Source organism: Alteromonas sp. ISO5 (assembly GCF_058105165.1).
Window position 1 is genome coordinate 2,152,796 of sequence record NZ_CM176572.1, and the last position, 13,060, is coordinate 2,165,855.

Genomic DNA, 13,060 nt, shown 5'->3' on the forward strand with positions numbered 1-13,060 from the left:
CGTTATAACCCATCACGGACGTTAACTTGAGAATTTTAATTTCATTTTTTCTAATCATATTCGCAAGCGATTGTTATGCTTGTTTTGTTCCGCCAGAAGGACTGAGCGACGAGCATAAACTCACCTTTGCTGGAAATGTTGGAGCTGGGATTGTACTGTTTTTGTTTGCGTTATTATGTCGATATTTCAGCCAAAAGTCGCGGCTTTGGGTGCCTGCTTTATTTGGGCTTTCTCTGGGCTACATACCGGCTGTTATGTATTTCCTTTTCATGGAAGGTATAGCTGGACCTGGCGGAGCGTGTGGGAGACCCGAGCTACTAGAGATGGGTAGCGTCATTCTGGTTAGCTTTTCAATTTTGGCTGGCTATGAGCTATTCAATTGGCTTAGGCTTCGGCGTAAAAATGGGTTATAACAAGTTAAAGCAGCGGAAAACCACTCGCTGGCTGCGCCAAAACGCTCGCGTTTTCCGCTGTTTAAAGCGTTATGTGCCGCTAGACAATGCGAGATTTAAAAATTAAAACTGAATTCGCAGCAAGAGAGAAAAAGTTCTTAGGGGGTTTGCTTATTTTCGCGCTCCCCTTTGCCGTTGTAGTCGTTATTAATTCTCTTTCGTCCATGTACATAAATCCCGGTTTTCCTTTCGTCATCATGGTGCTAGGTTTTATGTTTGCTACTTTTACATGGTATCGATGCCCTAAATGCAACTCGATACCGCGTGCTTTAGGAAATCCTGGGGTGCAGCTGTTTGCTAAAAAGTGCGGAGTATGTGGAGCTCAACTAAGGTGAAAGCACATAACAAGCCAATCAACTCACTCACTGCGTTCGCTGGGACGCATACACGCGGGGCGGCTTCGCCATTATGCCCCACATGTCTGCGCCCGTTATTGAAAAGTTAGAGTTCAGGGATGTATTCGATATCAATTCATTACAAATTAACCGAATATTGCTCTTTGTTGGCAGAAGTGAGCGAAAGTGAAGTCGGCAGTAAAACTGCCAACAAGTTGTATTTTAAAATAATGGCATATCCAATTTGGGGTGCTATTTACTTGTTTAAGCTTTGTAAAGAAGGTAAATGCCATTTTGTATTTTCTAGAATGGGTTTTGCGCGAAAGTCAAACTCAGGTATTAGCAAACTCCAATGGAGTGAAGTTGTAAAAGTGGTGAATATTGAGCATTTCTATTTGCTCGTTGGAAATGAAAATTGGATAGCTCCAGTCCCTAAACGATGTCTGACATCAGATCAAAAAGCGCTCTTGGAAACATGGGCATTGATGAAATTGACAAATGAACTCTAACAAACACATTATGTTCATTCGCTCCGCTCATTGGGACGCATACTCGCTGGCTGGCGCTTCGCGCAATTATAGCCAGCAAGTATGCGCCCCATATGTGAAGCGTTAGGTGCTAATCAGGAAAAATGAAGACAAAGTTTTTAACATGTTACGATTATGGCCAAGGAGGAGTTTGGCGTTTTGTCTTTGCCAATAGTAAGGAACAGTTAATCGAATCTTATCCAGAGCTGTGAGCGTCCGGTAATCCCCACATTCAATTCATAAGTTAGCTACGGCATGGTGTTCTTTTATGCAAAGGAGAATGATCATGCAGCAACGAAGAGAAGTGCAAGATTGGCTCAATCTATTTGAGCAACAAAAACAAAGCGGACTCACTGCGGTGGAGTTTTGTCGCCAGCAGCAGATTAACGTTCAAACCTACTATACCAGGCGTCGTGATATTCTGCTTCAACGAACAAGCAGCAAGTTCGTTCAAGTGAAACGCGAAGTCACGAAGATTGAGTCATACACCGAAGAAATGGGGGGCGACCTTCTCCTGCAACTCGGAGACGCTCAATTGAGCGTGCCAACGAACATGAGTCCTCATTGGGTTGCTACTGTGATGAAGGCATTGGCCGAATGAAGATGTTCGTTGAGCCTGCCGATATTTATCTATACATGGATATCGTCGACTTCCGCAAATCCATTAATGGCTTGATTGTAGTGGTCGAGCAAGACATGAACCTTAATCCGTTTCGCGATGCACTGTTTGTGTTTTGCAATAAAAAGCGCGATAAAGTCAAAATACTCTACTGGGATAAAACGGGCTTTGCACTCTGGTATAAACGTCTCGAGAAGCATCGGTTTAAGTGGCCTGTCGAGACGGAATTGCAACAACTGCACGTGAGTGAACAACAGCTACAATGGCTGTTATCGGGCTACGATGTCATAGGCCATCAGCCATTGCACTACAATACATCCGGCTTATAACCTGTGATCATAAGTCGCGATTATCGATCACCAAACGGTCTTAATAATGTCGGGTAATCAGTGGCTTATTGCATGATAATAACGTCATGAATATTGATATCGAAAACTTACCCGACGATCCAGCAACATTGAAAAAGATGTTGTCGCAAGTCATGTCTCGTAATCAATACCTTGAAGAGCAGTTTCGTATTGCCCAGCATAAGCAGTTTGGTAAAAGCACCGAAGGCCACCCTGGGCAAGGTGAGTTGTTCAATGAAGCGGAAGAACTGGTTGTTGAGGCTGAAACCGCCGAAGAAACGATTAGCTACACCCGTAAAAAGCCGGTACGTAAACCGCTACCCAAAGACCTTCCCCGTGAGGTTATCGTTCACGATATTACGGATGAAGAAAAAATCTGTGGCTGTTGTTCGGGTGAATTACATCGCATCGGTGAAGATAAGTCAGAGAAGCTTCAGTTTATCCCTGCTCAGGTCAAAGTGATTGAGCATGTTCGCCCTAAATATGCGTGCCGTACTTGTGAGAACGACGGTATCAGCAATAAGGTAAAGCAAGCTCCTGTGCCTCACTGCGTTATCCCAAAAGGTTATGCAACGCCAAGCTTATTAGCGCAAATCATCACCAGCAAATATCAGTATGGGCTACCGCTTTATCGTCAAGAGGCCATGTTTAAGCAGCATGGTATTGAACTCAGCCGTAAGACGATGGCGGACTGGATAATCCGCTGCGCTGAGTTGTTTAAACCCCTTTATGACCAACTTCATCAACACCTGCTGCAACAACCGGTTATCGCTGCGGATGAAACCACGTTGAAGGTGATTGAGTCTGAGAAAGTGAATAGCTATATGTGGCTATATGCCAGTGGCGCTGATTCACCTAGCGGTAATATCCCCGATACAGCGATACCTAACATCGTGCTCTACGACTATCACAATAGTCGAGCTGGGCAATGCGCGGTAGACTTCCTTGATGGCTATAACGGTTACCTACAAGTGGATGGTTATCAAGGCTACGAGCAAACGCAAGCCACACTCGTCGGGTGCTGGGCACATGCCCGCCGTAAGTTTATGGAAGCGAAGAAAGGCGCGGGTAAAAAAGGCAGTGGCAAAGCGGATTGGGCACTCAATCACATCCAAAAACTCTACCGCATCGAAACCCAGTTAAAAGATAAAACGGTGGAAGAACGCTACCTCACCCGACAAGAAAAGAGCCTGCCGTTACTCAATCAGCTCCATACATGGCTAGCGAAATCGGTTCAACAGGTGCTGCCGAAAACCAAATTAGGTGAAGCGATACAATACTGCTTAAACCAATGGGAAAAGCTTGCACGCTACACACTCGATGGATTACTGAATATAGATAATAATCGCGCTGAGCGCGCGATTAAACCGTTCGTCATCGGCAGAAAAAACTGGCTGTTTAGCCAAACCGCCACGGGCGCAAATGCCAGTGCGGTGCTTTATAGCATCATTGAAACCGCAAAAGCCAACGACCTCAATGTGTTCGAGTATGTAATGACATGCCTTGATGAAGTCAGCAAGCCCGACGCCGATATCGAGCAACTGCTACCATGGCAGTTTGATAAGCGCTAGGTGGTATTGCCGGACGGATACCCAGAGCTCGAAGTGGTGCAAGAAATACCACATTGGATGGATTCTAAAACCTTGGCTCAATTAAACAAACTCTCGATCGACATAGAAGACTCAAAGAATGAGTTTTTGGTTGCTTTAGTTACTGAGCGAACAAAGCGTAATTGATGGCAATATTCGGCGTTTACTCTCACCCCAAAACAAGGATGTAATATGCACGCACCTAACAAAAAAATTAAGCCACTCACTTCGTTCGCTGGGACGCATACACGTGGGCTGCTTCGCATTTTAGCCCACGCGTCTGCGCCCCTTATTTAAAAGTTATGCCATCAAGGAAAGTAAACGATGATATTAGGAATCCGATGTAGCACCAATGATTTTTCTTTCGCCGTATTGAGTGGGAGTATTGAAATGCCTCAGTTACATGAGGTGCGAAGTATTTCATTTCCTGCTAAATACTCCCAACCAGAAAAGCTCAAGTGGTTTCTAGATGAACTACAGGAGTTAAATCGAAAATATACAATTTCGGGCTGGGCAATTAAGGGCGCTGAGCCAATGGCTGCAAAAGGAAAATCTTATGCTGACAGAGTTGAACTAGAGGCAATGATTTCTTTATCTGCTGCAATTCTTGGTAGTTCCAATTCTATACGCAAAGTTAAACCAACAATTGCAAAGGATCTAGGTCTGAAAGGCCGAGCAAAATCTTTAGTTGAAGATTTAGAATTCACAAAAATTGCAGGGCTGGATCAAAAGAATGATAAGGAATTTGAAGCAATAGTTGTGGCTTGGAGCTGCCTGTAAATATGAGTGTAGGCTTTGATTTCAAAAAACGCTTGGGCGCTGGTCATTTTGGTGAAGTGTGGCATGCCGTAGACCTTGGTCTAAATTCTGAGTGCGCATTAAAGTGTATACCACCAGATAAAGTTATTAATAAGAAGAATTTCTACCAAGAAGCTCAAACCCTTAAGGCGGCAGAGCACGCGAATATTGTTAGGGTTAATGAGACAGGAAAACTTGACGATGATCGAATCTATGTCTCAATGGAGTTTCTCGTAAATGGCAGTTTGGAAGATGAGGCTAGTGGAGGATATGTTCCTCTTAGAAGAGCCAAAAAACTCATGTGCGACGTACTTAGAGGGCTTGAATATGCTCATGAAAAAGGAATTGTCCATCGAGATATAAAACCAGCCAATATTTTAATTGGCGATAACGGAGAGGGCAAACTTTCCGATTTCGGTTTGGCGTTGCCAGACCTCAAAAAGCTAGACTTGTCAGCAATTAAGGGTTACCAATACCTGATTCATCTTGCGCCAGAAGTTTCTACATTTGGAGATCACGATGAACTGGCTGATGTATACGCAGCTGGAGTCACGCTTTATAGATTAGTTAATGGAGATAGTTACCTCCCAGTGCTAAAGCCTTTAGAGGCAGTTCGTAGAGCAAGGGCTGGAGAATATCCAAATCGGGATCTCTATAGAGGCTTTATTCCGGTAGCTTTGAAGAGAGTTATCAATAAGGCTATGGCAGTTAATCCTGCTGATCGCTATCAATCCGCACAAGAAATGCGCCGAGCACTAGAGGCTGTTCCAATAGCTATGGATTGGGAAGAGAATAATTTAGCTCAAGGGCGTGTATGGAAAGGTAGTGATGGAAAGCGCGATCTCGAAGTTTCGCGAATTAAGTCAGCCAATGGCTTATGGGATATTCAAGTAAAGAAGGCCAATATTGGGAAAGCATTAAGAAGAGACAATACGATGAGCGAAAGTGGTCTAAACGAAAAACAAGCTATGAGAAAGGCTTACCGTATTTTGCAGAAATTCGTGAATGGTAAGGCATAACAAAGCATTGCAGCGGACAAGCCGCTGAATGCGGCGTTATATCGCAAAAGGATGTTTAGCTAATGAGAGTTCTTTCAATTTTACTGGTGCTCGCACTATCTGGTTGCATGAGTACCGAAGTGGTCCCACAAGGACCCACCTTCAATTATTCAAAACAACAAAGTAACGACAAGGCAGTCGCATATTTTTATCAGTTTGACATGCCAGGTGTTAATGCTTGCCTATTGGTTGGTATAAATGACAAATATGAAGGTTGCGTTGGTTATCCGGGCTTCGCCAAGGTCACAGTCGAACCCGGAAATAAAGAAGTTTCATTTACACCGAATGCGCCAATCAAAATCTCGAACCTAGAATTTGAGTTCAACTTTGAAGCAGGGAAAGAGTACTTCTTTGTTTATCAACTTGTTGGTCAAAAAGCAGATTCTGACACGGAAATAAAAACTCAGTACAACATGCTTTTGGACTCTACTTACGGTTGGTATTTGGTTGCAAAACACCAAGCTCTTGAAGAGTTGAAAGAGCTCAGGGCTTGGCATAATGCGATATAACAAGTTAAATCAGCGGAAAACCACTCGCTGCGCTCGCGTTTTCCGCTGTTTAAAGCGTTAGGGCTCTTGGTGCATACGAATGAAAGCCAGTGATTTTTTAAAAAAGCTTGAGTATGACCCTGAATATCAGGAAATGAGAAAGCGCAAAGAGATAGAGCTTAAAGAGGGAGAGGCTCTGTTAGCGGCAGACGAACTAGGCCTTATCCAAGAGCTAGAGGAGGCGGGTTACGAAGTTGAATCAGTTTGGGACTTTGTTAATAACAACAATCGTTATCAGTTTCTGCGTAGATTTAACGGAAGCTATAACAAAGCCTATTCAATTTTGGTTAAACACCTTCAGATAGAGCATCATCCAAGAATCAGAGAGGGTATTATTCGTGCCCTCACTGAGAAAGATGCGAATGAAGTGGCGGCGCAAGCGCTTTTATCTGAATTTTACCAAGAGCAAGATTCAAATTTGAAATGGGTTCTGGCGAATGCCTTAAGAACAGTTTTAACCCGCTCGCAAAAGGCGAAACACCCAGAGTATAAGGAAGTTTACAGTGGCAAAGGCAAGCCCTAACAAGCGCATGTTGTCGGACTGGTTTTCCGCTGCGCTCCAAACCAGCCGCAAATGCGGGCGCTGGGGGATCCCCTCATAAATCAGGCATACCGGTAACGTGTACCCGCTGAATATATTGGGCTATCGCCCAGCGAATTTCCGTCATTGAAACGGGATAATCTCGCCACCGTTTCCAAACTTCCCGACCTAGTCTTATTAGTGAGAGCACAGGGCGATGTCGGATAGTGTTGGCTTGGAAGGCTCGCTGCCATTGATGTTTTTGAGCAATGATGCCAATCAACCGTAACAGCCACTCGGCAAGCATAGCAATGAGCAACAGCATATCGAAGCGTTTAGGGCAGCGTGTTCTGCTATGACGGAGCCCTAGTCCGTACTGAGGACTTTTGATATCGCGGAAACTTTCTTCTATTTGCATTCGCTTAGCATAGAGGTTGACGAGCTTCTTTGAGGTCAGCGATTCGGCAGGAATATTGGTTGCCAGTAGCCAAGGCTCTTTGCTGCTATCACGATAATTCTGTTGTGCATTGTGATGACGGCCAGCTTTCGAAGAACGCTGGTCTTTACGACCTTTGGATTTAGCTTTATACAAATGTAGATAGGCATTAATAGGCCTTTTTCGTCCTAATTCCCCGAAGCCCAGGTAACGCGCTTTGGCGTTAGCAGAGGGATAAAATGACTTATTACTGAGCCATTTAGATTGGCCATGTTCACGAAAGCCGACTTCACCACGGACACGCCCAAGCCAGAACCAACCAAGTTTCTCCACTTCCCGGAACCAGGTGTTGCGATAACCGGCATCGGTGACGATAAGAGGACAACAGCGCTCTGGCAGTATGGCAGCCAATTCTTGTAGAAAGGGGTTGTGGCTGACCGGTGAGTTATATTGGGAAAATGGAAATACTCGTTCATAGAGTATGACGGAGCGCCCCTCAAAACTCACTGAGGCACGCAACGTTTGATGACGCATTTGTTCTCTTACATCGGACCAATCAATGAGGATAATAGGCATTGGGTTTGCACCACAAAGGAATCGGGCATGCCAACGGTAAATATCCATCCGCTCCTGGTACAACGCATGGTTGCCCAGCAGACGGTCAATACGTTTAATATTGTGTTTAGCCGCAACTGGTCCGGAGATATTCCGGCCCAGTTCAGTCAGTGAGAGCTGCTGCCCGTCAAGCAAGGATTGCACAGCAATCATCAGAGAGGAAAGCCGTTTTTGATGTAAATTAGGGCATTGATTCTTAAGCAAATCATGTAAGATAGAGATATCACGCATGGTGTGTGGTTCTACTTGGTTTTTGGCGAAATGAATTAGATCAAATCGCGCCATGCGTGTCTATATTATTGAACCTGCTTTAATTTATGAGGGGATTCGTTAGATTGGAGCGTTAGGGTAAACGAGGTATTTAGTGGCAAAGGAACAGCAATACAAATACAAAGGTAGTAAATGTGCCATTTGCGGAATGAGCGTCTCGGAAATGGTCAATCGCTTTGGTACCTTTAACCGAATGTTTGAATTACATCATATCGACCCTGGCAAAAAAGCTAACAACTATAAAAATCTTATAAAGCAAAAACTTTCAGCTAAGCAACTAGATGAACTTGATAAATGCATTCTGCTTTGCCGCAACTGCCACGGCTTGGTTCATGCGCAAAATATAGAAATTAATGGCGAAATCAGCATAAATTACAATGGACATGAAGTATCTCAGAAAATAACCGGCTGGTTAGTCGTCGACCAAATTAACAAGAAGCTTCAAATCTTATGTGAAGAGCAATTACTTATTGAACCTTTCATAGAACAAATTTCTGAACAGAGTAAGAAACTTGTTTTTGGTGTTCAATTGCAAGATGGTTCACATTTAAAAAATCAATTAAAGTCTCTGAAGTTAAATCAAAGCTATAAAGTGTGGAAAGCCGAAACTAATGAACTAATGCTCAGAGTAACTAGGCATGACGAAACTTTTGAAATTGAAAACAATATTAAGTTTCCATTTATAGAGATGGATGGCGGCCAGCAGGCAAAGGACGATAAATTTTGGTATAGAAAAGGTATAGTTCTTTACGATACAGGTGAAGTTCAAACTGCAGGTTCGTTTACCTTTCACCTAACAGTCGACTGTTTCCCCTAACAAGCGCATAAACTCACTCGCAGGCTGTAGGCTCAGTCGCTTCGCTCGCGGGGGACAAATACACGTAGGCTCCCCTCGCTTTGCTCGGTATTTTAGCCTACGTATATTTGCCCGTTATGCGGGCCGTTAGGCAACAGGTCATCTGCATGTCAGTACCGCAAAATAAGACCGATCTTCTTTCTGCAATCCAGAAAGAACATAGAAAACTAAGCAGTGAAATTGCACTGATTCCTGCTGAATTCGTCTTGGACAAGACTATGGATGGACATGCCAAAGGCAGCAAAATGAGTCCTCATAACTTGATCTCGTATCTTGTTGGCTGGAACGAACTAGTTCTGAAATGGCACGCGAAAATTGCGTCAGGAGAAAAAGTTGACTTCCCCGAGACCGGATTCAAGTGGAATGAACTGGGGTCGCTAGCGGGAAAGTTTTACAAAGACTATGAAGGCGTTCCATTTGATAACTTGGTTGTGCGACTGAATTCCGCCAAGGATAAAATAGTTGAATTGGTGGAGAGCCATGACGACTCTGAGCTCTATGGAAAGCCATGGTATGAAAAATGGACTATGGGAAGGATGATTCAATTTAATACCTCTTCTCCATACACCAATGCCTGCGGGCGACTCAGAAAGTGGAGAAAATCTAGTCATGCCTAACAATTCATTCAAGCCGACGCCGCTTCGCGGCGCGGCTTAATTCAGGCGTTGGTATGACTCCCTTTGTCAACCCTGAACGAGTGCTTCCCTGACACTCTTTCAGTCCATAACTAGTTATCTTTTTCACTCAAATAAATGAGCTAACGCACCGGATGAGGCAGTAATGTCGTCGGTTGTTATGGCGAGTGTCGCCCCAGTGGTACTCGTAGGTTACTTATTCGATGAATAAGCAGAGCTGACCTTACTCAATCCGCCGTGCCACCTTCTCATCAGTCTATGCTCGTGGGTCAATCACGGTTAAGTGATTGCCATCATAACGCCCTCGTAGGTTGTGCCACTTTCCGCGGCCCGATCCGAATGCGTTAGCTCAAACTCGTTTGTCATGCAGGTACCCGGCTCAGTCTTAATTTGGGATTAACCGGAGTGAGTACCACTTCTTTTGCGATTGCCCAGATGTAGGCTGCCATTTCCCTGGCAATGGCGGTAATGATGAGGTTGTAGTGTTTTCCTCTCTTGCTCATCCGCTGATAGCGTTTGCACAGGCGAAGCTGTGCTTTCCAAGCAATATCGACGATGTCTTTGGGTAAGCCTTCCTGCCTTAACTGTAACTCGGTGGAGACGTTTGCCGGGTATCGATAACTGTGCGCACCTTCAATCAGTAAACGCCTGGCTCTGCCGTTTCCGGCTTTAGTAATGGCTCCTAAGTGCCGCTTTCCACCTGATGATTGTTCGCTGGGAACCAGGCCTAAATAGGCCATGAGTTTTCTGGGATGGTCGAAGCGGTGTAAATCACCGAGTTCTGCCACGACACCAACAGCCACTAGCAAGCGAACGCCCCGCATAGCCTGAATGGCTTTCACTACCGGATAATAACGCCATTGGTGAACATGATGAGTGAGTTCATTATCCAGCCGTTCTAATCGCCGGATGCGTTCGTCAATGGTCTGAAGTTGTTCCTGCAAAACAATTTGCTGCGCCGGATGGGGCAATATCAATTCAGTGAGCCACCGCAGATGTTTCTTCGACCAGTTGGCTGTGCCTTCATAACGAATATTGTTTCGAAGCAGTAAGGCCTTAAGCTGATACTTCGCTTCTTTTAAATCCTTCATGGCCGCTTCACGAGCGCGGGATAAATCGCGAACCGCTTCATCTTCGGGCTCCGGGACATAGATTGGCGTGAGGTCTTCTGACTTCAATGACCTCACCAATTTAAGCGCATCCCGGCGGTCGGTTTTAATTCGCTCCCCAGGCTTTTTGGGAATAAGCGATGGCGCAACCACATAACAGCAATGCCCCAGGCTGGTAATGAGCCGGTAAATCCAATAGCCACAAGGTCCAGCTTCATAAACCACGTGCAGAGTCGCGCCAGGATATTTAGATTCAAACTGGCGAAGTAACTTTTTAACACTGACCTTGGAAGAGGGGATACGGCCATAATGAACCGGACTCGCCCCACGCTGTTCCTCACAATAAGCTACTTCATGAAACTCTTTGTGCGTATCCAAACCAATAAAAATCATGCTATGTTTGTTCATGCTAGCCTCCAAATGATTTAGTCTTAAGCAAACTAATTATGGCACTGGCTTTCAGCTAACCCACGAAAATGCGGAGGCTAGCACTTTCACCGGGAGTCATTGTGTCTATGGCTCTAGGGCAGCATGAATATATCTGGCACAGAAATAGAAGTAGTCACGAACCCGTATAGCAAGTCGGCAGCACCTATTGACTGCGAATACGATGATGAGGTTCGTTCAATATTGGTAAAAGGCCCATGGCATGATGACATAATTGACTTCATGCAGAAAAACCAGATAAAAGGGCTTTACCTCAATTACGCAAAAGGATTTGAGTGCCCAAACTTTGATTTTCTAGCTGATTTGCCAGAATTAGAGTTGCTCAACATTATCTACACGCCTGTAGATTCACTACTTTCCATTGAGACTTTAGTAAATCTAAAATCACTGAGCTTGTCTTGCCACTGGAAAGACAAGATCGATCTAAGTCGGTTGAAGAGACTTGCTCGTTGTTTTATTAGCTATGGGAAAGGCGCTGAGTCAGTTTTTGAGTGCTCGTCTTTACGCTATCTATATATTGACGAGTTTAAGCTTAAAGACTTTTCTAAGCTTAAAAACTTGGCCAAAGTTGAGTATTTAACTATTGGTAATTCTAATTTCAATGCACCGGAATTACTTGGCGACATCCAATTCCTGCGAAAGCTGGTTTTATTGAATTGTAGGAAGCTTGATAGGCTAGATGGTATAGGTAAATTGAGCAGATTAGAGTGGCTAACGATTGATGGATCGAGAGTGCTGAGTAGCATAGAAGAGCTTTCAACACTTAATAGTCTAAAAGTGTTGCAGCTATCTAACAATAAAGAAATTGAAACACTATCGGATATCAAAGAGTTAACTCAGCTGAGAGCGCTTTCGTTTTTTGGTGATACGAAAATAGTTGATGGCGACTTTGAGTTTTTAGAAACATTCCCGTCATTATCATTGGTTGGCTTTGCGGGTAGACGCCATTACACGCATAAGCCTGCAAGGTCGTGGAACTGGAATGACTATGAGAGTGGAAAAACCGGGCTTTTGCGCAAGTGAAGCCATAACAAGCGGCTCCACCGGACAAATTTTAGTGTCACCTTTTTTGTCCCAAAAAAGCCGCCAATAAAATTTGCTCGGTGAGCCGGGCGTTGATGTCCGCTTTAGCAAAATTATTAGTTCTAGAGTGAGCTAGGTGGTCTTTTCGGAATGACCGCTTTTGACCAAAGTCAGAAGTAAGAAATCACATCGTCGAATGTCTGCAATTTGTCTTTAACTGACCTTGGCTATCCAGCAAAGTCCAATCAGATTTTGCACAAAACTACCGTCTTCAGAAAGTTGAATTTTTACTGATCACGGCCAGCAAAAGCGGCGTTGAGGATATGCCTGAAGTCGGCATCTAACATGGCCACCGGGTTGGTGTGATGTTCAGTATCCCGCATGACCAGTGCAGCGATATAGCCTCCAGCGCGATACCGGCGCAGGCCGGATTAAAGTCAGGCGCGCAGTAAGCTTCCAGCGCATGAGTCAGAGCGTCCATACCGGTCCAGGCTGTCAGGTTGGCGGGTAGCCCTACCAGTAATTCCGGGTCGTCGATAATGGCAAAAGGAAAATGCGCCGGGTGGTAAGCCACGCGTTTACGCTGCTGCGCTTCATAGGTGATCACGCAGGAACTACCGGATAATTGGGAGCCCGTTCCTGCTGTAGTGGGAATAATAACCAGGGCGACAAAAAAGTTATTATCAGCAGGAACAGTAAGACTGTCGGGCGATTCAAAAAAGCAAAATTCCCACAGGTCATGCTTGTTCTGAGCCGTTAGTGAGATGCCTTTGGTAACATCGATGGCACTACCGCCGCCCAGCGCTATCACGCAGTCGCACTGAGATGCTGTGTATTGTGCTACGCCGTTATCCACATTGGTTCGGGTTGGGTTGC

15 protein-coding genes are annotated in these 13,060 nt (G+C 44.8%); 12 read left to right on the top strand and 3 right to left on the bottom strand.

The features are described from left to right. Positions 1–26: 26 nt before the first annotated feature. From AC2T0J_RS09830 to AC2T0J_RS09870, 9 genes are all read left to right on the top strand, one after another. A complete protein-coding gene (locus AC2T0J_RS09830; RefSeq protein ID WP_489809958.1) occupies positions 27–413 on the top strand; it encodes a hypothetical protein in 387 nt (128 codons plus the stop codon). Between the two features lie 493 nt (positions 414–906). Then, the gene (locus AC2T0J_RS09835) at positions 907–1,296 is read left to right on the top strand and encodes a YcxB family protein (RefSeq protein WP_489809959.1); all 390 of its coding nucleotides are present in this window, start codon (positions 907–909) and stop codon (positions 1,294–1,296) included. 304 nt (positions 1,297–1,600) lie between these two features. Continuing rightward, positions 1,601–1,915, top strand: coding sequence for an IS66 family insertion sequence element accessory protein TnpA (gene tnpA / locus AC2T0J_RS09840; protein ID WP_489806273.1), 315 nt, complete (start codon positions 1,601–1,603; stop codon positions 1,913–1,915). Next, complete coding sequence (tnpB, locus tag AC2T0J_RS09845; RefSeq protein ID WP_489806274.1) at positions 1,912–2,262, top strand: IS66 family insertion sequence element accessory protein TnpB; 351 nt, start codon at positions 1,912–1,914, stop codon at positions 2,260–2,262. The genes tnpA and tnpB overlap by 4 nt, the downstream gene beginning before the upstream one ends. A gap of 86 nt (positions 2,263–2,348) precedes the next feature. Next, positions 2,349–3,851 (top strand): IS66 family transposase, encoded by a 1,503-nt coding sequence (gene tnpC, locus AC2T0J_RS09850; protein WP_489806275.1) that lies wholly within the window; start codon positions 2,349–2,351, stop codon positions 3,849–3,851. Between the two features lie 342 nt (positions 3,852–4,193). Further along, positions 4,194–4,649 carry a hypothetical protein gene (locus AC2T0J_RS09855; protein ID WP_489809960.1) on the top strand — a complete coding sequence of 152 codons (456 nt, stop codon included), beginning with the start codon at positions 4,194–4,196 and terminating at the stop codon, positions 4,647–4,649. Positions 4,650–4,651: 2 nt separating this feature from the next. Further along, the gene (locus AC2T0J_RS09860; RefSeq protein ID WP_489809961.1) at positions 4,652–5,686 is read left to right on the top strand and encodes a serine/threonine protein kinase; all 1,035 of its coding nucleotides are present in this window, start codon (positions 4,652–4,654) and stop codon (positions 5,684–5,686) included. A gap of 62 nt (positions 5,687–5,748) precedes the next feature. Then, on the top strand, positions 5,749–6,234 hold the full coding sequence (locus AC2T0J_RS09865; RefSeq protein WP_489809962.1) for a hypothetical protein: 486 nt from the start codon (positions 5,749–5,751) through the stop codon (positions 6,232–6,234). A gap of 79 nt (positions 6,235–6,313) precedes the next feature. Next, the gene (locus AC2T0J_RS09870) at positions 6,314–6,796 is read left to right on the top strand and encodes a hypothetical protein (protein ID WP_489809963.1); all 483 of its coding nucleotides are present in this window, start codon (positions 6,314–6,316) and stop codon (positions 6,794–6,796) included. Between the two features lie 73 nt (positions 6,797–6,869). Here AC2T0J_RS09870 and AC2T0J_RS09875 read toward each other — a convergent pair whose 3' ends face one another. Beyond that, complete coding sequence (locus tag AC2T0J_RS09875) at positions 6,870–8,075, bottom strand: IS4 family transposase (RefSeq protein ID WP_489810312.1); 1,206 nt, start codon at positions 8,073–8,075, stop codon at positions 6,870–6,872. Between the two features lie 133 nt (positions 8,076–8,208). On the opposite strand from AC2T0J_RS09875, the gene AC2T0J_RS09880 reads away from it, so the two are divergent. Beyond that, positions 8,209–8,931, top strand: coding sequence for an HNH endonuclease signature motif containing protein (locus tag AC2T0J_RS09880; protein WP_489809964.1), 723 nt, complete (start codon positions 8,209–8,211; stop codon positions 8,929–8,931). A gap of 146 nt (positions 8,932–9,077) precedes the next feature. Next, positions 9,078–9,587 (top strand): ClbS/DfsB family four-helix bundle protein, encoded by a 510-nt coding sequence (locus tag AC2T0J_RS09885; RefSeq protein WP_091828237.1) that lies wholly within the window; start codon positions 9,078–9,080, stop codon positions 9,585–9,587. Between the two features lie 380 nt (positions 9,588–9,967). On the opposite strand, the gene AC2T0J_RS09890 is transcribed toward AC2T0J_RS09885, so the two are convergent. Next, positions 9,968–11,122 carry an IS110 family RNA-guided transposase gene (locus AC2T0J_RS09890; protein ID WP_489809965.1) on the bottom strand — a complete coding sequence of 385 codons (1,155 nt, stop codon included), beginning with the start codon at positions 11,120–11,122 and terminating at the stop codon, positions 9,968–9,970. Between the two features lie 123 nt (positions 11,123–11,245). On the opposite strand from AC2T0J_RS09890, the gene AC2T0J_RS09895 reads away from it, so the two are divergent. After that, positions 11,246–12,184 (top strand): leucine-rich repeat domain-containing protein, encoded by a 939-nt coding sequence (locus AC2T0J_RS09895; RefSeq protein ID WP_489809966.1) that lies wholly within the window; start codon positions 11,246–11,248, stop codon positions 12,182–12,184. Between the two features lie 340 nt (positions 12,185–12,524). On the opposite strand, the gene AC2T0J_RS09900 is transcribed toward AC2T0J_RS09895, so the two are convergent. After that, positions 12,525–13,040: an iron-containing alcohol dehydrogenase gene (locus AC2T0J_RS09900; protein WP_489809967.1), complete on the bottom strand. Its 516-nt coding sequence runs from the start codon at positions 13,038–13,040 to the stop codon at positions 12,525–12,527. Positions 13,041–13,060 lie beyond the last annotated feature (20 nt).

What these genes read in the sequence shown, in the direction of transcription:
- AC2T0J_RS09835 (WP_489809959.1), top strand. Translation starts at nt 907, where the DNA reads ATGTATTCGATATCAATTCATTACAAATTAACCGAATATTGCTCTTTG.
- tnpA (WP_489806273.1), top strand. Translation starts at nt 1,601, where the DNA reads ATGCAGCAACGAAGAGAAGTGCAAGATTGGCTCAATCTATTTGAGCAA.
- tnpB (WP_489806274.1), top strand. Translation starts at nt 1,912, where the DNA reads ATGAAGATGTTCGTTGAGCCTGCCGATATTTATCTATACATGGATATC.
- tnpC (WP_489806275.1), top strand. Translation starts at nt 2,349, where the DNA reads ATGAATATTGATATCGAAAACTTACCCGACGATCCAGCAACATTGAAA.
- AC2T0J_RS09855 (WP_489809960.1), top strand. Translation starts at nt 4,194, where the DNA reads ATGATATTAGGAATCCGATGTAGCACCAATGATTTTTCTTTCGCCGTA.
- AC2T0J_RS09860 (WP_489809961.1), top strand. Translation starts at nt 4,652, where the DNA reads ATGAGTGTAGGCTTTGATTTCAAAAAACGCTTGGGCGCTGGTCATTTT.
- AC2T0J_RS09865 (WP_489809962.1), top strand. Translation starts at nt 5,749, where the DNA reads ATGAGAGTTCTTTCAATTTTACTGGTGCTCGCACTATCTGGTTGCATG.
- AC2T0J_RS09870 (WP_489809963.1), top strand. Translation starts at nt 6,314, where the DNA reads ATGAAAGCCAGTGATTTTTTAAAAAAGCTTGAGTATGACCCTGAATAT.
- AC2T0J_RS09875 (WP_489810312.1), bottom strand. Translation starts at nt 8,075, where the DNA reads ATGCGTGATATCTCTATCTTACATGATTTGCTTAAGAATCAATGCCCT.
- AC2T0J_RS09885 (WP_091828237.1), top strand. Translation starts at nt 9,078, where the DNA reads ATGTCAGTACCGCAAAATAAGACCGATCTTCTTTCTGCAATCCAGAAA.
- AC2T0J_RS09890 (WP_489809965.1), bottom strand. Translation starts at nt 11,122, where the DNA reads ATGAACAAACATAGCATGATTTTTATTGGTTTGGATACGCACAAAGAG.
- AC2T0J_RS09895 (WP_489809966.1), top strand. Translation starts at nt 11,246, where the DNA reads ATGAATATATCTGGCACAGAAATAGAAGTAGTCACGAACCCGTATAGC.